This window comes from Cryobacterium tepidiphilum, assembly GCF_003716325.1.
GTDB lineage: Bacteria > Actinomycetota > Actinomycetes > Actinomycetales > Microbacteriaceae > Cryobacterium > Cryobacterium tepidiphilum.
The window spans coordinates 87,957-114,382 of record NZ_RDSR01000006.1; the positions used below are offsets into that span (position 1 = coordinate 87,957).

General features: G+C 71.3%; 27 protein-coding genes and 1 riboswitch. Of the genes, 14 read left to right on the forward strand and 13 right to left on the reverse strand.

What is annotated here, in order from left to right:
- Positions 1-4: 4 nt before the first annotated feature.
- Positions 5-457, reverse strand: coding sequence for a GNAT family N-acetyltransferase (locus EEJ31_RS05440; RefSeq protein ID WP_123045342.1), 453 nt, complete (start codon positions 455-457; stop codon positions 5-7).
- Positions 458-604: 147 nt separating this feature from the next.
- Between EEJ31_RS05440 and EEJ31_RS05445 the strand changes: the two genes are divergently transcribed.
- The 3 genes from EEJ31_RS05445 (at position 605) to EEJ31_RS05455 (ending at position 3,042) form a co-directional block, all read left to right on the forward strand.
- Positions 605-1,819, forward strand: coding sequence for an NADP-dependent isocitrate dehydrogenase (locus EEJ31_RS05445; protein ID WP_123045282.1), 1,215 nt, complete (start codon positions 605-607; stop codon positions 1,817-1,819).
- Between the two features lie 386 nt (positions 1,820-2,205).
- Positions 2,206-2,514 carry a hypothetical protein gene (locus EEJ31_RS05450; protein ID WP_123045283.1) on the forward strand — a complete coding sequence of 103 codons (309 nt, stop codon included), beginning with the start codon at positions 2,206-2,208 and terminating at the stop codon, positions 2,512-2,514.
- Between the two features lie 57 nt (positions 2,515-2,571).
- Positions 2,572-3,042 carry a hypothetical protein gene (locus EEJ31_RS05455; RefSeq protein WP_123045284.1) on the forward strand — a complete coding sequence of 157 codons (471 nt, stop codon included), beginning with the start codon at positions 2,572-2,574 and terminating at the stop codon, positions 3,040-3,042.
- Between the two features lie 14 nt (positions 3,043-3,056).
- On the opposite strand, the gene EEJ31_RS05460 is transcribed toward EEJ31_RS05455, so the two are convergent.
- The 5 genes from EEJ31_RS05460 to EEJ31_RS05480 all read right to left on the reverse strand — a co-directional run bounded on the left by EEJ31_RS05460 (position 3,057) and on the right by EEJ31_RS05480 (position 10,812).
- Entirely contained in the window at positions 3,057-3,749 is a 693-nt protein-coding gene (locus EEJ31_RS05460) for an ABC transporter ATP-binding protein (RefSeq protein ID WP_123045285.1), read from the reverse strand.
- On the reverse strand, positions 3,746-4,687 hold the full coding sequence (locus EEJ31_RS05465; protein WP_233563743.1) for an ABC transporter ATP-binding protein: 942 nt from the start codon (positions 4,685-4,687) through the stop codon (positions 3,746-3,748). The genes EEJ31_RS05460 and EEJ31_RS05465 overlap by 4 nt, the downstream gene beginning before the upstream one ends.
- A gap of 4 nt (positions 4,688-4,691) precedes the next feature.
- Entirely contained in the window at positions 4,692-7,433 is a 2,742-nt protein-coding gene (locus EEJ31_RS05470; RefSeq protein ID WP_123045287.1) for an FtsX-like permease family protein, read from the reverse strand.
- On the reverse strand, positions 7,430-10,348 hold the full coding sequence (locus EEJ31_RS05475) for an FtsX-like permease family protein (RefSeq protein WP_158603908.1): 2,919 nt from the start codon (positions 10,346-10,348) through the stop codon (positions 7,430-7,432). The genes EEJ31_RS05470 and EEJ31_RS05475 overlap by 4 nt, the downstream gene beginning before the upstream one ends.
- Positions 10,349-10,452: 104 nt before the next feature.
- Complete coding sequence (locus tag EEJ31_RS05480) at positions 10,453-10,812, reverse strand: YrdB family protein (protein WP_123045289.1); 360 nt, start codon at positions 10,810-10,812, stop codon at positions 10,453-10,455.
- Positions 10,813-10,902: 90 nt separating this feature from the next.
- Between EEJ31_RS05480 and EEJ31_RS13845 the strand changes: the two genes are divergently transcribed.
- From EEJ31_RS13845 to EEJ31_RS05490, 3 genes are all read left to right on the forward strand, one after another.
- Positions 10,903-11,160 carry a ribbon-helix-helix protein, CopG family gene (locus tag EEJ31_RS13845; RefSeq protein ID WP_158603909.1) on the forward strand — a complete coding sequence of 86 codons (258 nt, stop codon included), beginning with the start codon at positions 10,903-10,905 and terminating at the stop codon, positions 11,158-11,160.
- Positions 11,157-11,534: a PIN domain-containing protein gene (locus EEJ31_RS13850; RefSeq protein ID WP_158603910.1), complete on the forward strand. Its 378-nt coding sequence runs from the start codon at positions 11,157-11,159 to the stop codon at positions 11,532-11,534. Before EEJ31_RS13845 ends, EEJ31_RS13850 begins: the two co-directional genes overlap by 4 nt.
- 99 nt (positions 11,535-11,633) lie before the next feature.
- Positions 11,634-11,960: a hypothetical protein gene (locus EEJ31_RS05490; RefSeq protein ID WP_123045291.1), complete on the forward strand. Its 327-nt coding sequence runs from the start codon at positions 11,634-11,636 to the stop codon at positions 11,958-11,960.
- Positions 11,961-12,041: 81 nt separating this feature from the next.
- Here the strand turns inward: EEJ31_RS05490 and purU are convergent, their stop codons facing one another.
- Positions 12,042-12,911, reverse strand: coding sequence for a formyltetrahydrofolate deformylase (gene purU, locus EEJ31_RS05495; RefSeq protein ID WP_123045292.1), 870 nt, complete (start codon positions 12,909-12,911; stop codon positions 12,042-12,044).
- A gap of 97 nt (positions 12,912-13,008) precedes the next feature.
- Between purU and EEJ31_RS05500 the strand changes: the two genes are divergently transcribed.
- Positions 13,009-13,986, forward strand: coding sequence for an aldo/keto reductase (locus tag EEJ31_RS05500; protein ID WP_123045293.1), 978 nt, complete (start codon positions 13,009-13,011; stop codon positions 13,984-13,986).
- A gap of 7 nt (positions 13,987-13,993) precedes the next feature.
- Here the strand turns inward: EEJ31_RS05500 and EEJ31_RS05505 are convergent, their stop codons facing one another.
- The 3 genes from EEJ31_RS05505 to EEJ31_RS05515 form a co-directional block, all read right to left on the reverse strand.
- Positions 13,994-14,413 (reverse strand): PRC-barrel domain-containing protein, encoded by a 420-nt coding sequence (locus EEJ31_RS05505; RefSeq protein ID WP_123045294.1) that lies wholly within the window; start codon positions 14,411-14,413, stop codon positions 13,994-13,996.
- Between the two features lie 145 nt (positions 14,414-14,558).
- Positions 14,559-15,074 carry a mycothiol transferase gene (locus EEJ31_RS05510; RefSeq protein ID WP_123045295.1) on the reverse strand — a complete coding sequence of 172 codons (516 nt, stop codon included), beginning with the start codon at positions 15,072-15,074 and terminating at the stop codon, positions 14,559-14,561.
- Positions 15,071-15,574: a hypothetical protein gene (locus EEJ31_RS05515; protein WP_123045296.1), complete on the reverse strand. Its 504-nt coding sequence runs from the start codon at positions 15,572-15,574 to the stop codon at positions 15,071-15,073. The genes EEJ31_RS05510 and EEJ31_RS05515 overlap by 4 nt, the downstream gene beginning before the upstream one ends.
- Before the next feature lie 210 nt (positions 15,575-15,784).
- On the opposite strand from EEJ31_RS05515, the gene EEJ31_RS05520 reads away from it, so the two are divergent.
- The 4 genes from EEJ31_RS05520 (at position 15,785) to EEJ31_RS05535 (ending at position 20,202) form a co-directional block, all read left to right on the forward strand.
- The gene (locus tag EEJ31_RS05520; protein WP_123045297.1) at positions 15,785-16,858 is read left to right on the forward strand and encodes an alkene reductase; all 1,074 of its coding nucleotides are present in this window, start codon (positions 15,785-15,787) and stop codon (positions 16,856-16,858) included.
- Positions 16,859-16,940: 82 nt separating this feature from the next.
- Positions 16,941-17,915 (forward strand): SDR family oxidoreductase, encoded by a 975-nt coding sequence (locus EEJ31_RS05525; protein ID WP_123045298.1) that lies wholly within the window; start codon positions 16,941-16,943, stop codon positions 17,913-17,915.
- 5 nt (positions 17,916-17,920) lie between these two features.
- Positions 17,921-18,009: riboswitch (ZMP/ZTP riboswitch) on the forward strand.
- A 28-nt stretch (positions 18,010-18,037) separates the two neighbouring features.
- Positions 18,038-19,321 carry a serine hydroxymethyltransferase gene (gene glyA / locus EEJ31_RS05530; RefSeq protein WP_233563744.1) on the forward strand — a complete coding sequence of 428 codons (1,284 nt, stop codon included), beginning with the start codon at positions 18,038-18,040 and terminating at the stop codon, positions 19,319-19,321.
- A complete protein-coding gene (locus EEJ31_RS05535) occupies positions 19,318-20,202 on the forward strand; it encodes a bifunctional methylenetetrahydrofolate dehydrogenase/methenyltetrahydrofolate cyclohydrolase (protein ID WP_123045300.1) in 885 nt (294 codons plus the stop codon). The genes glyA and EEJ31_RS05535 overlap by 4 nt, the downstream gene beginning before the upstream one ends.
- A gap of 109 nt (positions 20,203-20,311) precedes the next feature.
- On the opposite strand, the gene EEJ31_RS05540 is transcribed toward EEJ31_RS05535, so the two are convergent.
- From EEJ31_RS05540 to galT, 3 genes are read right to left on the reverse strand one after another with little or no spacing between them, the layout of a single operon-like run.
- A complete protein-coding gene (locus tag EEJ31_RS05540) occupies positions 20,312-20,836 on the reverse strand; it encodes a gamma carbonic anhydrase family protein (RefSeq protein WP_123045301.1) in 525 nt (174 codons plus the stop codon).
- A gap of 10 nt (positions 20,837-20,846) precedes the next feature.
- The gene (galK, locus tag EEJ31_RS05545; RefSeq protein ID WP_123045302.1) at positions 20,847-22,127 is read right to left on the reverse strand and encodes a galactokinase; all 1,281 of its coding nucleotides are present in this window, start codon (positions 22,125-22,127) and stop codon (positions 20,847-20,849) included.
- Positions 22,124-23,278 (reverse strand): galactose-1-phosphate uridylyltransferase, encoded by a 1,155-nt coding sequence (galT, locus tag EEJ31_RS05550; protein ID WP_407643206.1) that lies wholly within the window; start codon positions 23,276-23,278, stop codon positions 22,124-22,126. Before galT ends, galK begins: the two co-directional genes overlap by 4 nt.
- Before the next feature lie 141 nt (positions 23,279-23,419).
- Between galT and EEJ31_RS05555 the strand changes: the two genes are divergently transcribed.
- The 3 genes from EEJ31_RS05555 to EEJ31_RS05565 are packed head-to-tail and all read left to right on the forward strand — an operon-like array spanning position 23,420 to position 26,423.
- Entirely contained in the window at positions 23,420-24,211 is a 792-nt protein-coding gene (locus tag EEJ31_RS05555) for a DeoR/GlpR family DNA-binding transcription regulator (protein WP_233563745.1), read from the forward strand.
- Between the two features lie 9 nt (positions 24,212-24,220).
- On the forward strand, positions 24,221-25,150 hold the full coding sequence (locus EEJ31_RS05560) for an aldose 1-epimerase family protein (RefSeq protein ID WP_123045304.1): 930 nt from the start codon (positions 24,221-24,223) through the stop codon (positions 25,148-25,150).
- The gene (locus EEJ31_RS05565) at positions 25,134-26,423 is read left to right on the forward strand and encodes a DUF445 domain-containing protein (RefSeq protein WP_233563746.1); all 1,290 of its coding nucleotides are present in this window, start codon (positions 25,134-25,136) and stop codon (positions 26,421-26,423) included. The genes EEJ31_RS05560 and EEJ31_RS05565 overlap by 17 nt, the downstream gene beginning before the upstream one ends.
- The last annotated feature ends 3 nt before the right edge of the window (positions 26,424-26,426 follow it).

Below are 26,426 nucleotides of genomic sequence, written 5' to 3' on the forward strand. Positions count from 1 at the left end.
CGCGCTACAGCTGCAGCGCGCCGATTACCTCGCCGTACTGCGTCTCGCCGACGTCGCGGAAGCCGATGCGGTGGAAGAACGCCTCCGGGCCTGCCTCGCCCGGCTCCCAGATGACGGTGATGTGGTCGAAGCCGCGCTTCTTGGCCTCGTCGGCGAGGGCGTGTGCGGCGAAGGTGCCGACGCCCTGGCCCTGCACGTCGGCGTCGACGTTGATGCGCCAGATGCAGGCGCGCAGCTCCTCGTGGTCGGAGTCGGGGTCGAAATTGCCGTGGATGAATCCCACGACGCGGTCGTCCTGCAGCACGACGCGCTGCCAGGCCGTGGCCGGGTTCACCGTCGCGGCGGCCACCGAGTAGGTGACCGGGGCGATGAACTGTTCCTGCCCGGGTTTGAGGCTCAGGCCGTTCGCGGCGACGACGTTGCCAGCGGACAGTTCTTCAAGTCTGAGCTCACCCATGCCCATCACGCTATCGTGCGACGGGCCGCGGCGGGTAGTCCGGGCGTGCGATGGCGGCGTTCCACGGTAAAACTGTCTTGATGTCGAGATACTTTCCCGTAGCATGGGCCATGGCCACTCGGCCCCCGACCACGTAAGGCGATCCCAATGGCGAAGATCACAGTTGAAGGCACGGTCGTCGAAGTCGACGGCGACGAGATGACCCGCATCATCTGGCAGGCGATCAAAGAGTCGCTCATCCTCCCGTACGTCGACGTGAACCTCGAGTACTACGACCTCTCGATTCAGAAGCGTGACGAAACGGATGACCAGATCACCGTCGACGCGGCGCACGCGATCCAGAAACACGGCGTCGGCGTCAAGTGCGCCACGATCACGCCGGATGAGGCCCGCGTCGAGGAGTTCGGCCTGAAGAAGATGTGGCGGTCGCCGAACGGCACCATCCGCAACATCCTGGGCGGCACGATCTTCCGTGAGCCGATCATCATCTCGAACATCCCGCGGCTGGTGCCGGGCTGGAACAAGCCGATCATCATCGGCCGGCACGCGTTCGGCGACCAGTACCGCGCCACCGACTTCCGCTTCGACGGCCCCGGCACCCTCACCATGACCTTCACGCCGACCGATGGCGGCGAGCCGCAGCAGTTCGAGGTCTTCCAGGCTCCGGGCAGCGGGGTGGCCATGGGCATGTACAATCTCGACGAGCCCATCCGCGACTTCGCCCGCGCCTCGCTCACCTACGGCCTGCAGCGCAGCTACCCCGTGTACCTCTCCACCAAGAACACGATCCTCAAGGCGTACGACGGCCGGTTCAAGGACCTGTTCCAGGAGGTCTTCGACGCCGAGTTCCAGGACCGGTTCGACGCCGCGGGCCTCACCTACGAGCACCGTCTCATCGACGACATGGTCGCGTCATCCCTCAAGTGGGAGGGCGGCTACGTCTGGGCCTGCAAGAACTACGACGGCGACGTGCAGTCCGACACAGTCGCGCAGGGCTTCGGTTCGCTGGGCCTCATGACCAGCGTGCTCACCACGCCTGACGGCTCGATCGTGGAGGCGGAGGCCGCGCACGGCACCGTGACGCGGCACTTCCGGCAGCACCAGGCCGGCAAGCCCACCTCGACGAACCCGATCGCCTCGATCTACGCCTGGACGCGGGGCCTTGCCCATCGCGGCACGCTCGACGGCAACCAAGAGCTCATCGACTTCTCGCACACGCTCGAAGACGTCGTCGTGAAGACCGTCGAGAGCGGCAAGATGACGAAGGACCTCGCGCTCCTCGTCGGACCCGACCAGGGCTACCTCACCACCGAGGAGTTCCTGGCCGCGCTCGCCGAGAACCTGCAGGCCCGCCTGGCCTAGGCAGCCGCAGCCGGCCCGGTGCCTGCTGCTGGATTCCCGCCGCGCCCGGTGCAGCCGTTCTCGTCTCCTCGCCGTCGCCAACTCCGGAGATCCGTGCGGCTGAGGCGGAAGTGCCGCACTTATCCGCGCCCTGCCGCTGCGGCCGCGGTCGTTCTTCCGGAGTTAGCAACCCCGGGCTGCAGCGGGATGCCGCCTCCACCGGCGCAAGCGCGTACTGTGCCGTCCGAATGTCCCTGTTGCTAACTCCGGCGATTTTTCCGGCGCTCTGGAAATTTCCGCACTGGTTCGGCGGGGCACCCGCGCTCGGGTGCGGATTCCCGGAGTTAGCAACAGCGGGGCAGCGGATGCCGCGGGTGCGGGTGCGGGTGCAGGGATAGGGTGCGGGCATGGGCGACGATGCGAACAAGGATGCGCGTGGGCGCCTCGTGGAGGACCGGCTCATTCTTGAACGGCACGGCAGGAACGAACGACGGATCGGCTGGAGCCTCATCGGCGTCGGTGCAGTATTGCTCATCGGGAGCACGATCGTGTCTTTCCTGGGAAGTTGGGTCGGGGTCGGGGGCGGGCTCATCGGGGGCAGCCTCGTACCGCTGCTCGCCGGCATTTTGTGGCTCCGCGAGGGCAAGAAGACACTGGCCTTCGACCGGGAGCAGGCAGGGATGACGGACGAGGCGCCCTCTCAGGGCGCTGAATAGCATGGCGGCAGAGGACGGCCAGGCGATAGGATCGCTCAACTGATCGGGGGATCTGTAATGCGGAAGGCCTGGCCACTCGTGCCACTGCTCGCGCTGACGGCGGTGCTGCTCACCGGTTGCTCACTCGGCGGCGGCGCGCAGCACGCCGAGGACCTCGCCCAGGCGAAGCAGCAGATGTGGGAAGAAGACGGACACGAGGGTCCGTTGCCGGCGCTCGACGAGGCATCCGTGACGGCGAACACGGTGGCCCTCGCCCACGTCACCGAGCGCATGCTCAACGAGGGGCGGTACCCGGGCGCCTGCGACGAGTTGCGTGATGCCGCAGGCGCCGTCTACCTGGCCACCTTCTACGACGTGCAACAGCAGAAGATCTTCAACCTGATCACCCAGGCGCTGCCCGACGCGCTCGAGCACTGCGACGACGCCGACTGGGAGTCGGCACGGCCGCTGGTGCTCAATCTCGACAGCATGGCGCACTACTACATCGGCGGCTACGCCTGGGATGAGTGGCAGGCCAGCCGCGACTGACCGCGGGCGCCGGCCTAACTCGCGGAAACGACCCGGCCGTCGTGCAACTCCACCACCCGGTCGGCGCGGCGGATGAGCAGCGGGTCGTGCGTCGCCACGATGGCCGCGACGCCCTCCGAGTGCACGAGGTCCGCGATGAGATCCATGACGGATGCCGCGGTCGCGCTGTCGAGCTGGCCCGTCGGTTCGTCGGCGATCAGGATGCTCGGCCGCGCGATGAGCGCGCGCGCCAGTCCCACCCGCTGCTGCTGGCCCCCGGAGAGTTCGTAGGGACGCTGGGCGCCGTGCTCGCCGAGGCCCACCAGCTCGAGCATGGCGGCCACGCGCTCGTCGCGCTCGGCGGCATCCGTCGCCTGGATGCGCAGCGGCACCTCGACGTTCTCGCTCGCCGAGAAGACCGGGATCAGCCCGAACGCCTGGAAGACGTAACCCAGCCGCGTGCGGCGCAGCTCCGCGAGCGCGCGTTCGCCCATGCCGCCGAGGTCCTGCCCGTCGAGCCACACCTGTCCCGAGTCCGGCCGGTCGAGGCCGCCGAGGATGTTCAGCAGCGTGGTCTTGCCCGAGCCGCTCGGCCCACGCACGACGAGCAGCTCGCCCGCCCCCACCGCCAGGCTCACATCGCGCAGGGCGTGCACGTCACCGCCCGGCATGCGGAATGAACGACTGACGGATGCCGCACGCGCGACGCTTGCACCGGTGGCGGTCATGATTCCCCCTGCTTGGTCTCTGCGTTGCCCGGCCCGGGCCCCCGGCCTCGCTGCCCCGGCCACACCCCGACGTGGTCGGGTTCGAGTGCCAGCCGCACGCGCTCCCGCAACTGCAGGCTCGTCGTGAACTCCTCGGGCAGCTGCAGTCGGCCCGACCGGTCGAGCACCGCGAACTCCTCCGCGACCCGGTGTTCCCGGCCGTGCTCGTCGCGGTGCGTGCTCCGCAGCACCTCCGTCGACGTGCGCCCGTCGCGGATCTGCACGGTGCGCCGCACATGCTCCGACACGGTGGGGTCGTGGGTGACGATCAGCACCGTCACGCCGCGGTCCCGGTTCACCGCCTCCAGCGCCCCCAGCACGTTGGCGCTCGTCGCCTCGTCGAGCTCACCGGTGGGCTCGTCGGCGAGCAGCACCCGCGGGGAGTTGGCGATGGCGACCGCGATGGCCACGCGTTGCTGCTGGCCGCCTGACATCTCGGCGGGTCGCCGGTCGCTGATGCCGCCCACCTCGAGTAGGTCGAGGAGCTCGCGTACGCGCGCCGGTCGCTTCGCCGCGGGCTCGGCGCGGCCGATGGCCATCGCGAGCGACACGTTCTCGGCCGCGGTCAGGTACGGCAGGAGGTTGCGGGAGGTCTGCTGCCACACGAAGCCGACGCTCCGGCGCCGAAACTCCAGGCGCTCGCGGCCCTTCATGCTGAGCAGGTCGTGGCCGGCGACGCGGGCGATGCCGGCGGTGGGGGTGTCGAGACCGGAGAGGATCGTCATGAGGGTCGACTTGCCCGACCCGGATGCGCCGACCAGCGCCACGAGGTCGCCCTCGTCGACGCGGAGGTTCAGGCCCTGCAGCGCCTGAACTTCCACGCCCTGCGCGGTGAAGATGCGCACCAGGTCGACGCACTCGATGTGCGGCTGCGCTGAGCGCGAGGTGGTGTCGGTCACAGGGTCATCCTTCCTCACTGCTGCGGAGCTGGCCGGCCTGGTCGGCCCGCCGGGCGAGCCGGAGGGCGAACGCGGACGCCGCGATCACGACGACCGCGAAGCCGCCGAGCACCACGGCGAGCAGGCCGGGGTCGAGCCGGAACGCCGGCTGCACCTGGCCGTGGGTGAAGGGCCGGAGGTCCACGCCGGCCAGCACCACCAGGGGCAGCGCGCAGCCGAGGACCGTCCCGACCACGAGCGCATTGACTGCGACCGGCCCGATCTCCCACGCCACCAGCGACCCCGCCGCCCGCGGCGGAGCCCCGAGGGCGCGAAGCAGCGCGAGCAGCCGGGCCCGGGCGGGCGTTCCGAGCACAAGGGTCAGGATGACGGTGAGCGCGGTCAGCAGCCACGCCACGAGCACCGCGAGCAACAGGGCCGCCTGCAGCCCGCGCACGGCCGGGTCGGCACCGGCGGCCTGGGCGGCGTCCGCGGGTGTGTCGATGACCGCGTCGGGCCCCAGCACGCGACGGATGCCGTCGGTCGCCGCCCGCACGTCGGAATCGGCTGTGAGGTCGACGAGGGCAAGGCCCGGTGCCGGGGCGTACCCGGTGAGGGCCTCGGCGTTCGCCCGGTCCACGAACAGCCAGTCCCGGCGGTTGGTGAGCGGGCTCACGCTGGGCGCGGTGCCGACGACGTCGAGGGTGATCCCGGCCAGTTCGAGGTGCGAGTCCGGCCCGAGGCCGGCGGCCAGGTCGGCCGACACGACCACCGGCATATGGTCATCCGCTGCCTGGCCGAGCCGCGCCGGAACGTTGAGGGCGGCCGGCACGCCCCCTTGCACGGCCGCCAGGTCGGCCACCGGCGCCGACAGCACCGCGGCGGGCTCGCGGCCGCCGTCGATGGTGAGCGTGGTGCCGACCTCGTCGACGGGGGCGACGGAGGCGACGCCGGGCAGGTCGCCCACGGCCGCCAGCTGCTCGGCCGACAAGTAGGGGGCGCTGATGCGCACGTCGGCGCCCGTGGCCGCGCGGGCGGCGGCATCCACGCCCGCGTTCACGGTGGCCAGCACGCCGACGGAGAAGACGGCGACCGACACCCCGACGACCATGGCCAGCACGGGCGCGAATCCGGCGAGCGGATCGCGCACGGCACGCACCGCCCCGAGAAAGCCGACGAGGCCCCGGCCCGCCTTCATGCGGGTGATGAGCAGCTGCAGCGGGATCGGGTACAGGCGCAGCACGAGCACGCAGGCGGCGAGGGAGAGCAGCAACGGCGCGGCTGCGAGGAGCGGGTCGACCCCGAGGTGGGCGGTGGCCGTCGTCAACCCGCGCTGGGTGAGGAGCAGCACCGAGGCCGCCGCGAGTCCGACGATGAGGACTTCGAGAATGACCCGGTGCCGGTTCCGTTGCAGGTCGGTGCGCCGCCGTCGGCCGTCGCGGGGAAGACTTCCGGCCAGCAGCGCCACCGGCACCAGCCCGACCAGCGCCGGCAGCAGCAGGCCGGCGAGGCTCGGCGGGCCGGGAACCAGCAGGGCCGCGACGAGCGTGCCTGCGGCGGCGGCCGGAAGCCCGACGACGGCTCCCTCGGCGGCGAGAACCGCACGCAGCTGCCCGGGACTCGCGCCGCGAGCCGCCGCGAGCCGCAGTGCGGTCGTTCGCCGGTCGACGATGAGGCGCGCGCCGAGGAGCAGGGCGCCGAGCGCCACGCCGATGGGTCCGGCCGCGGTCATCGCGAGCACCGCGCTCGTGGCTGCGGTGCGCACGGCGACCTCCTGCACGACGCGCCCCAGCTTGCTCGCGAATGCGACCGACGAGACCGGGGGAAAGGAGCCGCCGACGGAAGCGGCGTCAGCAGCCCCGATGGCGTGCGGCAGGCGCGTGAACGCTCGCAGTCCCTCGGCGAACGCCGGCGCGCCGGCCGCCGTCATCCGTTCGGGGAGCACCGGGTACCAGACCTGCGTCTTTGCGTACATCGCGAACGGCTGCAGTTTCGGCCACGATGCCGGGTCGGCGTAGGCGAGACCGAAGACCACCGGCTCCATGCCGGCGCTCAGCACCGTGGGATGCAGGGAGGACGCCACCTGCTCCCAGTAGTCGGCGTCCGGGTCGGTCGCCTCGAAGATGCCGCGGAGCGCCACGAGCTGGCGGGAACCGCCCGGAAGCGTCAGCATCCGCTCGTCGCCGACGGCCAGCTGCATCCGCTCGGCCGACGCCCGCGACAGCAGGATGCCGATGGGCGCGTCGGAGGGCAGGTCGCCGGTGATGGCGCCCGGGGCAGGCCCCTCGACGATCGTGACCCGTTCGGCGAGGTGCGGGTCGAAGGCGAGCGACAGCTGGGTGTGCGGGGCTCCGATCGGCGCCACCGGGAGCGCGGGTGCCGGATCGACGGTGACCACGTACTGCGCCGGCCCGGTGACGCGCCGGAGCGCGGCGGGCATGTCGGCGCGAACGGATGCGAGGCCCGCCTCGTGCCGGCCCCACACCGCCTCGAGGGGCCCGGGCAGGGCGCTCGCCTCGGGGGTGCCGGGCCCGGGCGCGGGGAGTCCGCGGGCGGTGACGGTGAGGTTGCGTTCACCCGGGGCGGTGCCGGCGACGGCCGCGCGCAGGCTGTCGGTGAAGAGAGCGGCGACGGCCCGTGGCGCCCCACTGGCCAGGAGCGCGATCGCGAACACGATGACGGCGACGGTGAGCGTCGTGCCGACGCCGGTCGCGGCCTGGCGGGCGACGAGGCCGGGGAGGCTGCGGCGGGAGGACCTCACGCTCATCGGGTCTCCTCCCGCCAGGCGGTGTCGGCGGCCTGCCGGCGGATGCGGGCGGCGTAGCCGAGCCCGGCGGCGGCCAGGAGGACCGCCAGGGCGCCCAGGCTCGCGCCCCACGCCGGCCACGCGACGAGCAGGGGAACGGGGATCGCGGCGCCCGGATCGCCGACGGCGGTGCGCGCGAGGTCGGGCACGGTGAGCAGGGTGACGACGGCACCGGCGGCGCCGCCGAGCACGAACGCGCCGGCGACGACCACCCCGAGTTCGGCCAGGCGCGACCGCACCTGCGCCCCGGCGGTCAGGCCCAGGGTGCGGAGCAGGACCACCTCTCCGCGCCTCGAGTCGGCGAGCGAGACGGTCGTCGAGACCACGGCGACGACAGCGAGCACGAGGATGCCGGCCACTCCCCACCAGAGCGCCGTGACGACGGGGGCCAGGAGCGCACGCGTCGAACCGGTGTCGGCGGTCGACACCGCGGCGGCGACGTGGGGGAGGAGCGCCGCCTCCCCGGCGACGTCGGCGGGAGCGTCGGTGCTCAGCCAGATGTCGGCGGCCGGCGGCGGGATGTCGCCGGCGCGCAGGAGGTGGTCGTCGAGCATCCGCAGGTCGGCGAGGATGGCATCGTCGTCGACGGTTCCGGGCAGGTACGGGGCGGTTCCGGCGACGACCGCGTCGACCGTCGCGCCACTCCCCGGCAGGAGGAAGGACAGTGTCGCGCCCGGCTGCGCGCCCAGCCGCCGGGCGAGCTCATCGGTCAGCACGACGGGAAGCGGTTCGGCTTCGCCCGCGCCCGTCATGACCCGCCCGGTGGGATGGTTCCACGTGGCCGTGGCGGTGTGGAGAGCGGCTGGACCGACTTTCGCGGTGCGGAAGTGAACCTGCACGGGGGCGGAGGTGCCGACATCCGCTCGCGTCGCCTCGAAAGCGAGCAGCCGCCACGGGGCGCGGCCGGTGGGAAGCATCGTGCTGAGCTCCACGGGCGCGCCGGAATCGAGGGCGACGCGGCCAAGCGGGAGGCGGGTGAGCGCCCCATCGGCGTCGACGACCCAGCTGAAGACGTCCACGCGTGCGCCGGGTCCCGCTCCCGCCACGGGGTCGACCGTGAGGGTCGTGCTGAGCCGGGTGCCGGCGAGCTCACTGCCCACGCTCGCCGGCATGAGCCGCCCCGCAACGGATGCGTCGCGGAGCGCCGGTGGGAGGGCGGGCGCGATCGACGCCAGCGCATCGCTGCGCAGTGCGAGCACGGAGACGGCGTCGGTGGCGATGCGGCCCGGCGCGGCGAGCACGGGAAGAGCGGCGTCGACCTGCGGCAGCGAGGCGTAGGGAACCGCGGTGACGAGCGTGCCCGGGCCCCCGGCCGTGCGGTCCGCGTCTAGCTGCACCCGCACGTCGCTGCCGTTCCGGGTGAGGCCGGCACCCTGGTCGAGCGCCGCCCAGGTGGCGGTGAAGCCCGCGGCCACGGTGGCGGCGCCTGCGGCGAGGGTGACGAGGAGCAGGGCGACGGCGAAGACACCCGGGCGCCGTGCCACTTGCCGGGCGGGGAGCACCACGGCAAGGCCGCGGCTGCGGGTCGTCACGGACTGCAGGCTCCGCAGCAGCGGGCCGAAGCACAGCAGGCCGACCAGCGCGAGCGCCACGAGGCACAGTGCGGGGGCCAGCGCCGCGAGCGGGTCGAGGTGCACGGATCCGTCGGGGCCGGCCGTGAGCGGCGACCGGTAGAGCAGGAACTGCCGGAGCGACAGCGCGGCGGCTCCCGCGACGAGCAGCGTCATGCCGGCGGTTGCAGCGGCGCGGGCCCGGCCGGACTCGGTGCCGCGGGTCACCCGCACCGCACCGCGGATTCCACGCCAGGCCACGACAGCGGCGGTGGCCACCGCGCCCGTTGCGACTCCGGCGGCGATCGGGAGTACCGAGGGCGACGCTGTGACGCCCGCCGCGCCGAGGGCGAGTGCAGCGGCCAGCGACCCGATGGCGGCGGCCGGCACGGCCACGAGGGCGGCTTCGCCCGTGTGGAACGCGGCGAGCGCGGCAACGGATGCACCACGCGCGGCGCGCAGGGACGTCTCGCTGCGGCGCGCCGAGGCGACCAGTCCCGCAAGCCTGCCCAGCGTGATCAGGGCGAGCAGCACGACCAGCAGGGCAGGGATGGCCGCGATCGCCCGGGCGATGACGAGCCCATGCTGCACCCGGGCAAGCGTCTGGTCGAGGTCGCCGGTCACGCTCACGGCGTCGACGCCGGGGACGCCGGTCTCCTGCAGGCCGCCGATCGCTTTGGCCAGGACGGGGAGAGCGTCGGGCGTGATCGCGGCGGAGGGCGTGAGCGTCCAGCGGGCCGTCGGGGCGCCGAGCACGGAGCTCAGTTGGTGCGGCCAGGCGCCGCCGACGAGGAGGGGACCGACCGCGTCGTGATCGAACCCGGTCGCCGCCGCCGGGTCTCCGAACCAGGAAGCCGCGCTGGGGTCGGTGGGCCGCCAGGTGGCGGTGATGCGGAAACGGGCGGTCTTCCCTGGCCAGCCGGCGCCGATTGTGTCGCCGACCGCGACGCCGAGGGCATCCGCTGCGTCGGCCTGCAGGGCAGCCGGCACGGGGGCGCCGGTGCCGGAATCGGAGCCGATGAGCGGCTCCGGCCAGCTGCCGTCCACGAGGGTCGCGTGCTCCGCCAGGCCCGGGTCGGCGCCGACGATGACGGCGGCGGGTTGGGATTCTGCGGGCGCGAGGAGGGGGATTGGGCGGCTGCGCGTGCTGGGGAGGAGCGCCGCGCGGGTGCAGGCCAGGCCGGCCTCGAGAGCCGCGCCGACGGCATCCGTTGTCGCCTGGTCGGCCGACCGCAGCTGCACCTGCATCGCCCGGTCGCGCGCGGGGGCCGAGGCGATGATCGCGCGCGTTCCGGTGGTGGCGGCATCGTCCAGGAATCCCGTCATGCCCACGAGCAGGAATGTCGTGAGGACGACGACCGCCGCCAAAGCGCCGAGAAGCCCTCGCCGCTCCCCGATGCGCTTCAGGTTCGGGGACGGCCTGCGGCGGGCTAGGCCGGGAATTCCTTGCGCCCCGCGATAACGCCGCTGGCCGTGGCGACCACCGCGAACACGACGGCCACGATGGGGTGGCCGAGGTCCCACCAGGCGAGGGCGGCGGCCCCCATGATGAAGATCTCGATGACGGCCTTGCCGAAGGGGTCCATGGCGAACACGGCCCGTGGTGAGCGGAACAGCGCCCAGAGCAGGATGGCGAGTGCCGGGGCTCCGATGCCGATGAGTACGCCGGGCCAGGGCAGCGGCCAGGCAGCGAAGCCCCAGATGCCGAGGCTCACGAAGGTGAAGAGTTCCAGCAGGAACCGGAGGACGTCGTTGGGTCCGAGCGAAATCTGTGTGCGCGTGTCTGTCACCCCGCCATCCTAGTGAGCGGATGCGGCGGGGCCGGTCGAGCGCTCACCGGGCCGATGCCAGCTGAAATGCGAGTGATGTAATCTTACATCATGCTTCGGACGCAGATTTCGTTGACCTCAGAGGAGCGGCGACTGCTCGACGTGGAGTCGGCGCGAACCGGACGATCGATCTCCGCGCTCATCCGGGACGCTGTCTCCCAGGTGTACGGTTCGCGGCGAGAGGCCGACGACGACCTGCGGGCGATCGACGCCGCGCTCGGAGCCTGGGGCGAGCGCGACGTCGACGGCGAGGGCTATGTCGAGCGCCTTCGGCCCGGCACGCGGCTGGACGAAGCAGGCGCGCGGTGACAGTCGTTGTCGACACCTCGATCCTCATCGACGTGCTCAGAGGGGAACCCGCGGCGGCCTCGGTCCTCCGGGTAGCGCGCCAGGCCGGTTCGTTGCATGCGAGCGAGGTGACCCGTCTGGAAGTGCTGGCCGGGATGCGCGCTCGGGAGGAGGACGCCACGCGAGTGCTTTTCGGGGCCTTCACCTGGCATCCGGTCGGCGAGGAACTGGCGGAGATCGCCGGTGAACTCGGACGGCACTGGCTCCCCGGTAGTCGCGGCATCGACTCAGCCGATCTCGCCATCGCCGCGACCGCCATCGCGCTGGACGCTCAACTGCTCACCAGGAACATCAAGCACTTCCCCATGTTTCCTGACTTGTCCGCCCCGTACTGACGACGCGCGGCGCCCATTCGAAGGGGCACGGCCGCATGACGTGCGGGCTTGCACCTTCCTCGCGGTCGGCAACGTGCATTTTCCGCAACTCATGGGCGGGTGGAGGCGAGCATCGCGGCCGCACAGCAGGGGGACATCACCCGGCACTACCAGCTCGGGCATCCGTTCGGCGTGCCGGAATACGGGTATGCCGCGGAGGTCGGGCTCGGGCGCATCATTGCCGACCCCGGAGGCTGGGTGACCAACGAGAAGGGCGCGGTGCTGCTCGCCGCGTCCCTTCCGACCGCGCCCGCCCGCTTCGCCGAGCGGGCGGCGCGCATCACGGGCGACCTTGGGCAGGCATCCGCTGAGCTGAACCGCTCGATCGGTGAGGCCGTTGCGCTGGTCGCCGACACCCGGGCCGGCATCGCCGCCGGCACCCGCTGACGCGACCCGCCCGCGAAGGTGCCTTCTCCGCAAGTCACGCACGGGGGAGGAAGCGGAGGGGCGGGGCGGATGGGCCGACAGCTACTGGAAGATGATGGTGCGGGCGCCGTCGAGGAGGATGCGGTTCTCGGCGAACCACTTCACCGCCTGGCTGAGCGTGCGGCTCTCCTCGTCCTGGCCGATCGCGACGAGCTCGGCGGGGTTCCGCGAGTGGTCCACGCGCACCACGTTCTGCTCGATGATCGGACCCTCGTCGAGGTCGCTCGTCACGAAATGCGCCGTCGCGCCGATGAGCTTCACGCCGCGCGCGTGCGCCTGCTTGTACGGGTTCGCGCCTTTGAAGCCGGGCAGGAACGAGTGGTGGATGTTGATCGCCCTGCCCTCGAGGCGCTCGCAGAGCTCCGGCGAGAGGATGCGCATGTAGCGGGCGAGCACGACCAGCTCGATGTCGTGCTCCTCGACCGCCTCGATGACCCGGGCCTCGAACGCGGCCTTGCTCGCGGCATCCGTGATGGGATACGACTCGAACGGCACCCCGTAGAAGCCGACGAGGTCGCGCAGCGAACTGTGGTTGCTGAGCACCAGGGGGATCTCGACCGGCAGCGCTCCGGCATGCTGGCGGAAGAGCAGGTCGTTGACGCAGTGCCCGGCGCTGGAAGCGAGAACCAGCGTGCGCACCGGGCGGCCGACCACGTCGATGGTGGCGTGCATGTCGTAGCACGCGATCACGGGCGCGAGGGCGGCCTCGAGTTCGGCGCGGTCCGCCGGCGACTCGACCTGCAGCCGGATGAAGAACCGACCGGTGTCGGCGCTGGAGAACTGCTGGCTCTCGGTGATGTTCCCGCGGGCGGCCACGATCGCCCCGCTGACGGCGTGCACGATTCCCGGCTGGTCGGGGCAGACGAGGGAGATGACCCAGTGGTGGTGCGGCACCGCGGCAAGACTGTTCATCCGTTCAGATTACAAGCCCACCCGGATGCCCATCGGCAGCGTTCCGCCCACGCCCATAATGGAACGAACGGATACGCGTCGAAACCGAGGAGTGCACATGGAATACGTTCGCGTCGGCAGCAGCGGCCTGGAGGTCTCGGCGATCACCCTCGGCACCATGAGTTTCGGCGACCCGCACCGCGGCAACCACGAGTGGACGCTCACCGAAGACGAGAGCCGCCCCTTCCTGCAGAAGGCGCTGGAGCTCGGCATCACCACTTTCGACACGGCGAACGTCTACTCCGACGGCACCAGCGAGGAGATCGTCGGCCGCGCCCTGAAGGACTTCGCCCGCCGGGAGGACATCGTCATCGCGACGAAGGTGCACGGGCGCATGCGCCCCGGCCCGAACGGCGCCGGCCTCTCGCGCGGCCACATCATGACGGAGATCGACAACAGCCTGCGGCGCCTCGGCACCGACTACGTCGACCTCTACCAGATCCACCGCTTCGACCCGCGGACGCCCGTCGAAGAGACCATGGAGGCGCTGCACGACGTCGTGAAGGCCGGCAAGGCGCGCTACATCGGGGCGTCCTCCATGTACGCGTGGCAGTTCGCCAAGGCGCAGTACACCGCCGACCTCGGCGGGTGGACCCGCTTCATCTCCATGCAGGACCAGTACAACCTGATCAGCCGGGAGGAGGAGCGCGAGATGCACCCGTTCTGCCTCGACCAGGGCGTCGGCGTGCTGCCGTGGAGCCCCCTCGCCCGCGGCCGGCTCACCCGCGACTGGGACGCGTCGACGACGAGGGCCGAGACCGACAATTTCGCGCACACGCTCTACACACAGGCCGAGTCCGCCGACCGCGCCGTCGTGGATGCCGTGGCCGCCATCGCGGCGCAGCGCGGCGTTTCGCGCGCGCAGGTCGCCCTCGCCTGGGTGCGGCAGCAGCCCGCGGTCACGTCACCGATCGTCGGGGTGACCAGGCTCGGTCATCTGACGGATGCCGTCGCATCCGTCGACCTGCAGCTCACCACCGACGAACTCGCGTCGCTGTCGGCGCCGTACGTGCCGCGGGCGCCCGAAGGGTTCTGAGCGGGCGTCAGTAGACGGGGTAGCTCGGGTAGGCGTATCCGGGCGTCCAGTACGGCACGAAGCCGTAGTAGCCGTAGACGCTGCCGTAGTAGTCGGCGTCGTCCGGCACGTCGATGAGCTCGGGGTCGTAGCCCGGCGCGCCGGCGACGTGCTCGCGCGTCTGGTCGATGTGCACCGCGTCATCGGTGATGCGCGTGATGGCGTCGACGGGAATGAACGTCTTGTCCTTGCCGATGCCGAGGAAACCGCCCGAGGCGACGACGAGGAAACGCACCTTATTCTCGCTGGGGTCGAGGAGGAGGTCGTCGACCTTCCCGATGTCCTCGCCCGCGCTGTCTTTCATGGTGCGGCCGCGGATGTCTTCACTCGCGTGCGCGATGGCCTCGTCGCTGTCGCTGAGCTTGATGAGCTTGCTGGTGTCTGCCATGTCTTCGTACCTCCGGTGACGGATCGTTTCTCACATTTCGACTGTCATTCGACGCTATACCCGGCCTCTGCGGGCGTGGTCGGGGATGGAGGACCTTGCCAGCTGGCGCGGCGCGCGTGTCAGCGGGCCCGATGAGTGGGCCCGATCAGCGGGCCCGCTGGGCGATCCCCCGCACGAACGCGGCCTGCCCGGCGTGCTGCAGGTCGTCGGTGATGACGCTCACGAGGCGCACGCCGAGGGTCACGGGCGGGTCCCAGGAGGTGTCGACGACGCGTTCGAGGTCCTCGTCGCCGAGCGTCGCCAGGTACGCGACCGTGCTCGCGCAGACTGCGTCGTGGTAGCCGATGAGGTCGGCGGCGGAGACGCCGCGCACCTCGCCGACCTGCGACGACGAGTGGCCGTACCCCGTGGCATCCGCGTCGAAGGCCAGGCCGAAGCGCTCGGCCCACCCGGCCGACGCCCACAGCTGCTCGGTGCCCGCGACATCCGCAATGTGGTCGTCTTGCACGCGGGTGAGGTGCCAGACCAGCCAGGCGATGGAGTTCGCAGCCGGATCCGGGCGGAACGTCAGGGCGTTCTCGTCGAGCCCGTCGACGGCCCGGCGCACGGCGCCCTGGATTCGCTGGAAGGCATCGGTGAGCAGGTCGGTGGCAGCAGTCATTCCTCCACTCTTGCCCCAGCGGGCCGGGAGCGCCAGCGTGGACTGAGGATGTGGGCGACGGCGCTGACCAGCATGACCGCCTCACCCACGATCGCCATGGTTCCAAGCGCGTCGGCCCAGTGGCCGATGTCGTCGTCGATCTGGGGCAGGCCCACGGTGCGGCTCAGCACGTAGGCCGCCAGCGCGAGGGCCGAGACGACCAGCGTCGACACCCACACGGCGCGGGAATCGGCGGTGAGCAGCAGGATCGCGAGCAGGAAGCCCGCGACGGTGACCAGGGCGAACAGCACGCCGACATACGGAGCCTCGCTGAAATGGTCCTCGATCACGGGGATGTGGGCGACGGCTTCGGTGATCGCGCCCGCTGCGGCCACAAGCCGCCAGGCGGAATGCGCGGGCCGTCCGGCAAGCGGCCAGGTCAGAACGGATGCGATCGCCGGTTCGTCCGCCGCCCGCCCGGTCTTGACGTGGTTGCCGGCACGTGTCTGCGTCTGGGTCATGGTCTCGTGCTCCGGGTTCGCTCTGGACCGGCCAGGGATCCGGTCTGAGAGTAGTTCGGAGCCGCCTGCCGACTGGTTTGGCGACGGCGGCCAGAAGCCCGGGCTCGCCGACCGACGTGCCGTCCCGGAATACCCGGGACGGGGCCCACGTTGGAGCGAGGGCGCCGGTCGCCCGCGACCCGGCCGCGAAATCCCAACGGAAGGCACCTTTTGAACCTGTTCACGCCCGTCACCCTCGGAGACCTCCAGCTCGCCAACCGCGTCGTCATGGCGCCGCTGACCCGGCTGCGCGCCGACGCATCCGGTGTTCCCGGCGACCTCATTGTGGAGCACTACGCGCAGCGGGCGAGCATCGGCATGATCGTGACCGAGGGCACCTACCCCAGCGCCGAGTCGCGGGCGTACCCCGGCCAGCCCGGGATCGCGACGAAGGCGCAGGCCGACGGGTGGCAGCGCGTGACGGACGCCGTGCACGCCAAGGGCGGCCTCATCGTCATGCAGCTGATGCACGGCGGGCGCGTCTCGCACACCGAGATCACGGGAACCGACCGCATCGTCGCACCCAGCGCGATCGCCATCAACGGCGAGGCGCACACCCCGAACGGCAAGGCGCCGTTCCCGGTGCCGCACGCCCTGACATCCGCCGAACTCGCCGACGTGCGCGACGAGTTCGTGGCCGCAGCGAAGCGCGCCGTGGCCGCCGGGCTCGACGGCGTGGAGGTGCACGGGGCCAACGGCTACCTGCTGCACGAGTTCCTGTCGCCGGTCTCGAACCAGCGCGACGACGAGTACGGCGGATCGCCCGAGAACCGCGCCCGGTTCGTGATCGAGGTGACAACGGCGATCGCGGATGCTGTGGGCGCGGGCCGCGTCGGCATCCGTCTGTCGCCCATGCACAACATCCAGGACGTGCTGGAGCTCGACCGGGGCGACGTCACCGCGACTTACGACGCGCTCATCGACGGCATCGCTCCGCTCGGCCTCGCGTACCTCAGCGTGCTGCACAGCGAGCCGGCCGGTGAGCTCGTGCAGGACATCCGCTCGCGCTTCGACGGCAAGATCATCGTCAACAGCGGTTTCGGCCAGGTGACCACGCGGGAGGAGGCCCTCGCGCTCGTCGAAGACGCGCACGCCGACGCCGTGGCGGTGGGCCGGCTCGCCATCGCCAATCCCGACCTGGTGGAGCGCTGGCAGGAGCAGCACCCGGAGAACGAGCCGAACGCGGCGACGTTCTACGGCTCCGGACCCGAGGGCTACGTCGATTACCCCCGCCTGAGCGCATAACCGCCGCGGTTCCTGCCGCAGGGCTGCCTTCCGCCCGGCTTTGCGGGTAGACCGGGTAGTGACGTCGATGGTGGGAGTGCACATGTCCAGAAAGAACCGAGTCGTCGTGATCACCGGGGCCTCCAGCGGCATCGGTCGCGCGACGGCGCTGCATTTCGCCGCCGACGGCGACTGCGTGGTGCTGGCCAGCCGTCGCCGCGACGCCCTCGAGGAGGTCGCCGGCCAGTGTGAGGAGCTCGGCGTCCCCGCCCTGGTCGTGCCCACGGACGTCACCGACGCGGACGCCGTCGACGCGCTGGCGGCCGCCGCCGTCGCGCGGTTCGGCCGCATCGACGTGTGGGTGAACGCGGCGGGCGTCTCGGTCTTCGCCGAGTTCGTGCAGGTGCCGCTCGACGACTTCCGGCGGGTGATCGACGTCAACCTGATGGGCTACGTGTACGGCTCGCGGGCGGCGCTCATCCACATGGGGCTGCAGGGGAGGGGCGTGCTGGTGAACGTCGCGTCCGTGCTCGGTGAGGTGCCGCAGCCGTACACCGCGGCCTATGGAATGTCGAAGGCCGCCGTGCGCGCTCTCGGCGTCACGCTGCGCTCCGAACTCCAGCTGCGGGGCCTGAAGCACGTGCACGTCTCCACCGTGCTGCCGGCCACCATCGACACCCCGTTCTTCCGGCACGCGGCGAACTACACGGGCCGCAAGGTGCTCGCCATGCCGCCGGTGTACGGGCCGGGCAAGGTGGCGCGCACGATCGTCGGCCTGGCGAAGGATCCGCGGGACGAGGTGGCGGTCGGGGCGTTCAGCAAGGCGACCGTGCGTGAGCATCGCCGGCACCCGGCATCCGTCGAATGGGAATTGGCGGCCCTCACCGACAAGGCCCAGCTCTCGCCGCACACGCCGGCGCCTGACACGAGCGGTAACCTGTATGCGCCGCCCGACGACGTCGCCACGATCACCGGCGGCTGGGCGGGCACGCAACGGATGCGCCTACGCACCCTGCTGGGCTGGGCGCTGCTCGGCGGGGGTGCGGTGGCCGTCTGGAAGGCCGCTCGGCGCCGCTGATAAGCTGGACCGGTCGCGACTGGCGTAGTTCGTAGATGGGTCACCATCGGGGAGCGACCGACACGGTTGGTGGCCGCGCGCCTGGGCCACTCCACTACCTGATCATGTTTGAGGAGACGCCCGTGTCCACGCAACAGACTTCCACGTTCAATGAGCCCCTTGAGGTCGTCGACCCCGAGATCGCCGCCGTTCTCGAGCAGGAGCTCGGCCGCCAGCGCGACTACCTGGAGATGATCGCGAGCGAGAACTTCGTTCCGCGCGCGGTGCTGCAGTCCCAGGGCTCGGTGCTCACCAATAAGTACGCCGAGGGGTATCCCGGTCGTCGGTATTACGGCGGATGCGAGTTCGTCGACATCGCCGAGCAGCTCGCGATCGACCGCGCCAAGAGCCTCTTCGGCGCCGCATACGCCAACGTGCAGCCGCACTCGGGTGCCTCCGCGAACGCCGCGGTGCTCTCCGCGCTCGCGACGCCCGGCGACACCATCCTCGGTCTCGAGCTCGCCCACGGCGGGCACCTCACGCACGGCATGAAGCTGAACTTCTCCGGCAAGCTGTACAACCCGGTCACCTACGGCGTCGACCCGGAGAGCTTCCTGGTCGACATGAACGTGGTGCGCGAGAAGGCCCGCGAGCACAAGCCGACCGTCATCATCGCCGGCTGGTCGGCCTACCCGCGCCAGCTCGACTTCGCCGCGTTCCGGGAGATCGCCGACGAGGTGGGCGCCAAGCTCTGGGTGGACATGGCGCACTTCGCCGGGCTCGTCGCCGCCGGCCTGCACCCGTCGCCGGTGCCGTACGCCGACGTCGTGTCGAGCACCGTGCACAAGACCCTCGCCGGCCCGCGCTCGGGCTTCATCCTCTCCCGCGACATGGAGCTGGCGAAGAAGCTGAACTCCAACGTATTCCCGGGGCAGCAGGGCGGCCCGCTCATGCACGTGATCGCCGCGAAGGCCACCGCGTTCAAGCTGGCGGCGACGGAGGAATTCAAGGACCGCCAGGAGCGCACGGTGCGCGGCGCCAGCATCCTCGCGTCGCGCCTGACCGCCGAGGACTCCAAGGCCGGCGGCGTCGACGTGCTCACCGGCGGCACCGATGTGCACCTCGTGCTCGCCGACCTCCGTCACTCGGACATCAACGGCCAGCAGGCTGAAGACCTGCTGCACGACGTGGGCATCACCGTGAACCGCAATGCCGTCCCGTTCGACCCGCGTCCGCCCATGGTGACCTCGGGCCTGCGCATCGGTACCCCGGCGCTCGCCACGCGCGGCTTCGGCGACGCCGAGTTCACCGAGGTGTCCGACGTCATCGCCGAGGCGCTGAAGCCCGGCGCCGACACCGCGGCGCTTCGCACCCGGGTGAAGGCCCTCACCGACGCGTTCCCGCTGTACCCGGGCCTCGTGCAGTGACCGCCGTCACTCTCGACGGCGTGGCCACGGCATCCGCTGTGAAGGCGGAACTCGCCGGCCGTATCGGCGCGCTCAAGGCGAAGGGCATCACGCCCGGACTCGGCACCCTGCTCGTCGGCGACGACCCCGGCTCGCGCTCGTATGTCGCGGGCAAGCACCGCGACTGCGCCGAGGTCGGCATCGAGTCGATCCGCGTCGACCTGCCGGCGACAGCGACCCCGGCCGACGTGCGCGCCGCGATCGCCGAGCTGAACGACAGCCCGGAGGTCACCGGCTACATCGTGCAGTTGCCGCTGCCCGGCGGGCACGACGAGAACGCCATGCTCGAGCTCATCGACCCGGCGAAGGACGCCGACGGCCTGCACCCCACCAACCTGGGGCGCCTGGTGCTCGGCATCGAGGGCGAGCTGCACTCGCCGCTGCCCTGCACGCCTGCCGGCATCGTCGAGCTGCTGCAGCGCTACGACGTTCCGATCGCCGGGCGGCACGTGACCGTGATCGGCCGCGGCCTCACTGTGGGACGCCCGCTCGGCCTGCTCTTCACCCGCAAGGGCCTCGACGCCACCGTCACGCTCACGCACTCCCGCACGCTCGACCTCCCCGACGAGGTGCGCCGCGCGGACATCGTCGTGGCGGCCGTGGGCGTGCCGCACCTGGTGCTGCCGGAGTGGATCAAGCCCGGTGCGGCCGTGCTCGACGTGGGCATCACCCGCGTGGAGGACCTCGCGACCGGCAAGGGGAAGCTCACCGGCGACGTGCACCCGGATGTCGCATCCGTCGCCGGGTTCCTGTCGCCGAACCCGAAGGGCGTCGGCCCGATGACCCGCGCCATGCTGCTGGCCAACGTGGTGAAGGCCGCGGAGCGGAACGCGGCGGCGTAGTCGCGCGCCCTCCCGCCGAGACTGACCTGTCCGGTCGAGGTGGCCAGGTGCCCCTGTGCGTCTCGACCGGATCTGTCCGTCTCGGCGACGTAGTCAGGCCTGTGAGTGGTCAGGCCTGCGGGTCGAGCGCGAGGCGGTGGGCGGCGGCGTGGCCCAGGTAATTCTGGGCGTTGCGACGGATGCCGGCCACCTCGTCATCCGTTAGCTCGCGTCTGACCTTGCCCGGCACGCCCGCCACGAGTGAGCCGGGTGGCACGACGGTGCCCTCGAGCACCACGGCGCCGGCGGCGACGAGCGAGCCCGCGCCGATGACCGCCCCGTTCAGCACCGTCGCCGACATGCCGATGAGCACGTCGTCCTCGACGGTGCAGCCGTGCAGCACGGCGCCGTGCCCTGCCGAGACGCCCCGGCCCACCGTGAGGGGGAAGCCGCGGTCGACGTGGCACGAGACGTTGTCCTGCAGGTTCGAGCCGGGGCCGATGTGGATCGGCTCGTGCTCGGCGCGGAGCACCGCGTTGTACCAGACGCTTGCGTCGTCGCCGAGGGTCACATCGCCCACGAGGATCGCGCCCGGCGCCACGAACGCGCTCTCGGCGACGCTCGGGGTCGGGACGTCCGGCAGCGTGATGATCATGCGGTCGAGCCTACTTCTCCCGGCGGGCGCCGTCCGCGGCGTGCACCACGAAGAGCTCCGGCGCGCGGAAGCCGCGCTCGGCGAAGGCGGTGAGCACCGCGTTCGTCACGGCCGGTATCTGCGCGTGGGGCGTGAGGGCGATGGCCGACCCGCCGAACCCGCCACCTGTCATCCGTGCGCCGATCGCACCCCCGGCACGCGCCGCATCGACCGCCACGTCGAGCTCGGGAACCGAGATCTCGAAGTCGTCGCGCATCGACACGTGCGAGGCGTCGAGCAGGGGACCGATGGCGCGCGGCCCGCCCTCGCGAAGCGTGTGCACGGTGTCGAGCACCCGCTGGTCCTCCGTGACGACGTGCCGCACCCGGCGGAAGGTCTCCTCGTCGAGCAGCTCGGCGGCCCGCGGTAGGTCGTCGACGCTCACGTCGCGCAGCAACTCCACGCCGAGGGCCGCAGCCCCGGCCTCGCAGGAGCGCCGCCGGTCGCCGTAGCCGCCCGTGGCGTGGGCGTGGTCGACCTTCGTGTCGATGATGAGCAGCTCGAGCCCGGCCTCGTCGAAGCCGAGCGGCACGACCTCCGAGGCGAGGTCGCGGCAGTCGAGGAACACGGCCGCGTCGCGCTCGCCGAGGAGCGACGCGGACTGGTCCATGATGCCGGTGGGCGCCCCCACCACCCGGTTCTCGGCCAGCTGCCCCACGCGGGCAAGTGTGCGCCGGTCGAACCCCAGTTCCCAGCAGTCGTTGAGGGCGACGCCGACGGCGCTCTCGATCGCAGCGGATGACGACAGCCCGGCTCCCACCGGGACATCCGATTCGATGTAGGCCTCGAAGCCTCGCCCGCTCCCCGTCGCTAACTCCGGAAACTCGGCCGTCTGGCCGTCCAACGCGCCCACCGGTTCGCGGCCTGGGGCACTGGGCCCGTCCGCTTTTCCGGAGTTAGCGACAGGGGGCGTGCCGAGGTCGGCCCCGAACTGCCCGAGCGCCCACGCCACACCGAGCGGATACGCCGACCAGCCGTGCAGGTTCTCGGGAATCAGCTCGTCGAGGGAGATTTCGACGGCCTCCTTGGCGAACGAGCTGGCGACGCGCACGATCCGGTCGTCGCGCAGCCGCAGGGCGACGACCGTGCGGCGGTCGATCGCGAACGGCAGCACGAACCCGCCGTTGTAGTCGGTGTGTTCGCCGATCAGGTTGACCCGGCCGGGCGCCGACCAGATGCCGTCGGGCTCCTGGTTGAACCGGCTGCGGAACCCGGCGGCGGCGGCCTCGAGGAGCTCGGTCGGTGCGGTCATGCGTCGTCCTTTCCTGCGGCACGCTCCACGGCGTCCCGGATGCTTGCGGCCGCCTGCTCCGGCGTCACGTCGCCGATCCAGGCGCCCATCGCGGCTTCCGACCCGGCCAGGTACTTCAGCTTGTTCTCGGCCCGGCGCGGGCTAGTCAGCTGCAGCATCAGGCGGATGTCGCCCTGATGCACCGCGACGGGCGCCTGGTGCCAGGCGGCGATGTAGGGCGTCGGCGTCTCATAGACCTCGTCGATGCCGCGCAGCAGCCGCCGGTACAGCACCGCGAGCTCGTCGCGCTCCTCGAGCGTGGTCCCGGCGAAATCGGCGACCTGCCGGTGCGGCAGCATGTGCACCTCGATCGGCCAGCGCGCCGCGAACGGCACGAAGGCGCTCCAATGCTCGCCGCGCAGGATCATCCGCTCGCCGTCTTGCTCGCTCGCCAGGATGTCCGGGAACAGGCCCGGGCCGTACTCCTCGACCGACGCGATCAGGCGCTGCGTGCGGGGCGTGATGTACGGGTACGAATAGATCTGGCCGTGCGGATGCCGCAGGGTCACCCCGATCGCCTCGCCGCGGTTCTCGAACGGGAACACCTGCTGGATGCCGGGCATGCGCGAGAGTTCATACGTGCGCTCGGCCCAGGCCTCGATCACCGTGCGGGCGCGGGTGACCGAGAGGCTGGCGAACGAGCCTTCGTGCTCCGGGCTGAAGCACACCACTTCGCAGCGCCCGATGGACCGCCGGGTGCGGCCGATGCCGATCTCGGCGAGGTCGTCGAGGCCGCGCGGTGCGTTCTCGTCCTCGAGCAGCGGACCGAACGACGGGGACTTATTCTCGAAGACGGCCACGTCGTAGTTGTCGGGGATCTCGGAGGGGTTCTCGGGCGTTGCGGGCGCCAGCGGGTCGAGGTGCGCCGGCGGCAGGAAGGCGCGGTTCTGCCGGGCGGAGGCGATGGAAACCCATTCCCCGGTCAGCGGGTCCTGACGCATGGTCGCGGTGACCGGGCGCGGGTCGAGCTCGCGCAGGTCGGGCGCGCGGTGCGGCGACAGCCGGGTGTCCGGGTCGTCGAAGTAGATCAGCTCCCGGCCGTCGGCGAGGCTCTGGCGCTGCCTGGCGATTCTCGGGTCGGCGATGAAGCCGGAGGATGTGGTGTCCGTCACATCGCCAGAATATCCCCTTTGCGCATGCGAAACCAGCGCTTGCGTCTTGAATACGAAGCGAAAGCAAGCGAAGATGGATGCGTGCCCTCCCTGCCCCCTCAAAGCACCGGTTCCGCCGCCCGCGCGCCCATGGAGACGCCGTTGCCCGCTCCGCTTCGGCGCGAGCAGATCCGCCGACTGATCGACGAGCGCGGCTTCGTGCGCGTGGGCGATCTGCGCGACACGTTCGGCGTGTCCGGCGTGACCGCCCGCGCCGACCTCGATGCGCTCGTCGCGGAGGGCGCGGCGCGGCGCGTGCACGGCGGCGCCGTTCCGGTGCGGGCGCCGGGGGGACCAGCCCGGGAACGCGAGCCGTCGTTCGAGGAGTCGCTCGCGGCATCCGTTGTGCCCAAACAGCAGATCGGCGAACTCGCCGCGTCGCTCGTCGCGAGCGGGCAGAGCGTCATTCTCGACGTGGGCAGCACCGCGCTCGCCGTGGCCCGGGCGCTCGTGGCCCGCACCGACCTCGTCGACGTGGTGGTGATCACCAACGGGCTCAACATCGCACTCGAGTTGGAGCCCGCCATTCCGCGGTTCACGGTGATCGTCACCGGCGGGTCGCTGCGCCCGTTGCAGCACTCGCTCGTGGAGCCCCTGGCCGGCACGGTGCTCAGCCAGGTGCACGCCGACATCGCCTTCATCGGCTGCAACGGCGTGCATCCGCTGCGGGGCGTCACCAATATCAACCTGCCCGAGGCCGGCGTGAAGTCGCTCATGCTCGCCGCCGCCGAGCGCGCCGTTGTCATCGCCGACAGCTCCAAGCTCGGCCGGTCGCATCTCGGCCAGGTGGGGCCGCTGGCGGCGTTCGACACCCTGGTGACGGATGCCGCCGCCGCTGGGAATGCGCTGGACCGGTTGAAAGAAGCCGGTTTGAGCGTGCTGGTGCCGGAATAGGCTGGCGAAATGGACGCTGTCACGGGAATCCAATACGAGCTGACCGCAGAGACGAAGGCCGGACCGGCGCGCGTCGTGGTGACCGAGGTCGCCGCGGGCCTGCGGGTGTACACGGTGAACGGGCAGGATGTCACCGAGCCGTACCCCGAGACCGCCCAGCGCCCGAAAGGGTGCGGTGCCATCCTCGTTCCCTGGCCCAACCGGGTGCGCGACGGCCGCTGGCAGTACCAGGGCGAGACTCTGCAGCTGGCGCTCACCGAGCCAGCGAAGGGCAACGCCATCCACGGCCTGCTGCGGTACGCGCCGTACCGTGAGACCGCGCACACCACCTCCTCCATCACGCTGGCGGCCACCGTCTTCCCGCAGCTCGGCTACCCGTTCCACCTCGACAGCAGCGTGACGTACGACCTCAGCGACGACGGGCTGCAGGTGACCCACCACATGCGCAACGTCGGCGCAACGGATGCCCCGGTCGCCATCGGCGCCCACCCTTACCTTCGCGTCGGTGACGTTCCGAGCGGCGACCTCACGCTCACGGCGGCGGCCGCCACCCACGTCGACGTCGACGACCGCAGCAACCCGGTGGGCGAGACGCCCGTCGAGGGCACCGGCTACGACCTGCGCGGCGGCCGCCGCGTGGGCGAGCTCGACCTCGACGACGGTTTCGCCGACGTCACCATGCGTGACGGGCGCGTCGAGCATTCGGTGGCAGCGGATGACGGTCGTCGCGTCACCCTGTGGGGCGACGAGAACATGCGCTTCGTGCAGGTGTTCACGCCGCACAGTTTCCCCGGCATCGACGGGGAGACCAAGCAGGCCGTGGCGATCGAGCCGATGACGGCGCCCGCCGACGCGTTGAACTCGGGGATCGGCATCCGCTGGCTGGCGCCGGGGGAGACGTGGACCGTGCGCTGGGGAATCCGTGCCGACGGATTCTGAGCCCGAGGCGCTGCCCTTCACGCTCGGCGCCGACGCCGACCGGCTCGCCGCGCTTCGCACCATGAAGCGCTTCGCCACGTGGCTGCTCGTGCTGATGGCGCTCGTCTTCGCGATCTCCTTCGCCCTGCAGGAGCGCTACCCGGCGCTGCAGTTCGTGCGCGCCGCGGCCGAGGGCGGCATGGTCGGTGCGCTCGCCGACTGGTTCGCCGTCACGGCCCTGTTCCGGTACCCGCTGGGCCTCCGGATTCCGCACACCAACATCATCGCCAACCGCAAGAACGAGATCGGCGCGAGCCTGGGCGAGTTCGTCGAGGAGAACTTCCTCTCCGACCAGGTCGTGCAACAGAAGCTCGAGTCCATCGGCATCTCCGACCGGGTCGGCGGGTGGCTGGCGAAGCCCGAGAACGCCGGCCGGCTGACGGATGAGTTCGTCGTGGCCGCGGGCGGCACGCTCGAGCTCCTCGACGACGAGGACGTCAAGGGCCTCATCGAGACCCTAGCCCGGGAGCACCTGGCGAAGCCGGAGTGGGGGCCGAGCATCGGCCGGGTCGGGGAGCGCCTCGTCGCCTCCGGGCAGCAGCACGCTGCCGTCGACCTGCTGCTCGACCGGGCGTACCTGTGGCTGGCCGATCACCCCGAGGCGTTCGAGACGGCCGTGTCCGAGCGGCTCCCCGGCTGGCTGCCGCGCTTCGTCGACCGGATGGTGGACGACAAGGCGTACCGGGAGGTGCTGGGATTCGTCGCCGGCGCCCGGGCCGACGCGCGGCATCCGCTGCGCCTGGCCGTCGACCGCTACCTCGCCGAACTCAGCGTCGACCTGCAGTACGACCGGGAGACGATCCGCCGTGCGGAGGAGCTGAAGCTTGAGCTGCTCGACAGCCCGCGCCTGCGCGAGTTCACGAGCGAGACCTGGGATGCCGTGAAGGCGGCGCTGGGGGAGGCCCTGGCCGACCCGGGCAGCCCGCTGCGGGCGGGCATCCGCTCGACGTTCGCCGAGGTGGGCGGCCGCCTGGTGCGCGACAAGGCGCTCGGAGCGAAGATCGACGGCTGGGTGGCCGAGTCGGTGGGGTACGCCGTGCGGCAGTACCGGCACGAGATCGCCGGCGTCATCACCGAGACGGTCGAGCGGTGGGATGCCGCGGAGACCGCCGAGAAGATCGAGCTGCAGGTGGGCAAGGACCTGCAATTCATCCGCATCAACGGCACCGTCGTGGGTGCGCTCGCGGGCCTGGCGATCTTCGTGATCGCGCAGGGCCTGCTCGTGCTGTTCTAGGAA

What these genes read in the sequence shown, in the direction of transcription:
- EEJ31_RS05440 (WP_123045342.1), bottom strand. Translation starts at nt 457, where the DNA reads ATGGGTGAGCTCAGACTTGAAGAACTGTCCGCTGGCAACGTCGTCGCC.
- EEJ31_RS05445 (WP_123045282.1), top strand. Translation starts at nt 605, where the DNA reads ATGGCGAAGATCACAGTTGAAGGCACGGTCGTCGAAGTCGACGGCGAC.
- EEJ31_RS05450 (WP_123045283.1), top strand. Translation starts at nt 2,206, where the DNA reads ATGGGCGACGATGCGAACAAGGATGCGCGTGGGCGCCTCGTGGAGGAC.
- EEJ31_RS05455 (WP_123045284.1), top strand. Translation starts at nt 2,572, where the DNA reads ATGCGGAAGGCCTGGCCACTCGTGCCACTGCTCGCGCTGACGGCGGTG.
- EEJ31_RS05460 (WP_123045285.1), bottom strand. Translation starts at nt 3,749, where the DNA reads ATGACCGCCACCGGTGCAAGCGTCGCGCGTGCGGCATCCGTCAGTCGT.
- EEJ31_RS05470 (WP_123045287.1), bottom strand. Translation starts at nt 7,433, where the DNA reads ATGAGCGTGAGGTCCTCCCGCCGCAGCCTCCCCGGCCTCGTCGCCCGC.
- EEJ31_RS05475 (WP_158603908.1), bottom strand. Translation starts at nt 10,348, where the DNA reads ATGACGGGATTCCTGGACGATGCCGCCACCACCGGAACGCGCGCGATC.
- EEJ31_RS13845 (WP_158603909.1), top strand. Translation starts at nt 10,903, where the DNA reads ATGCTTCGGACGCAGATTTCGTTGACCTCAGAGGAGCGGCGACTGCTC.
- purU (WP_123045292.1), bottom strand. Translation starts at nt 12,911, where the DNA reads ATGAACAGTCTTGCCGCGGTGCCGCACCACCACTGGGTCATCTCCCTC.
- EEJ31_RS05500 (WP_123045293.1), top strand. Translation starts at nt 13,009, where the DNA reads ATGGAATACGTTCGCGTCGGCAGCAGCGGCCTGGAGGTCTCGGCGATC.
- EEJ31_RS05505 (WP_123045294.1), bottom strand. Translation starts at nt 14,413, where the DNA reads ATGGCAGACACCAGCAAGCTCATCAAGCTCAGCGACAGCGACGAGGCC.
- EEJ31_RS05510 (WP_123045295.1), bottom strand. Translation starts at nt 15,074, where the DNA reads ATGACTGCTGCCACCGACCTGCTCACCGATGCCTTCCAGCGAATCCAG.
- EEJ31_RS05515 (WP_123045296.1), bottom strand. Translation starts at nt 15,574, where the DNA reads ATGACCCAGACGCAGACACGTGCCGGCAACCACGTCAAGACCGGGCGG.
- EEJ31_RS05525 (WP_123045298.1), top strand. Translation starts at nt 16,941, where the DNA reads ATGTCCAGAAAGAACCGAGTCGTCGTGATCACCGGGGCCTCCAGCGGC.
- EEJ31_RS05540 (WP_123045301.1), bottom strand. Translation starts at nt 20,836, where the DNA reads ATGATCATCACGCTGCCGGACGTCCCGACCCCGAGCGTCGCCGAGAGC.
- galK (WP_123045302.1), bottom strand. Translation starts at nt 22,127, where the DNA reads ATGACCGCACCGACCGAGCTCCTCGAGGCCGCCGCCGCCGGGTTCCGC.
- EEJ31_RS05560 (WP_123045304.1), top strand. Translation starts at nt 24,221, where the DNA reads ATGGACGCTGTCACGGGAATCCAATACGAGCTGACCGCAGAGACGAAG.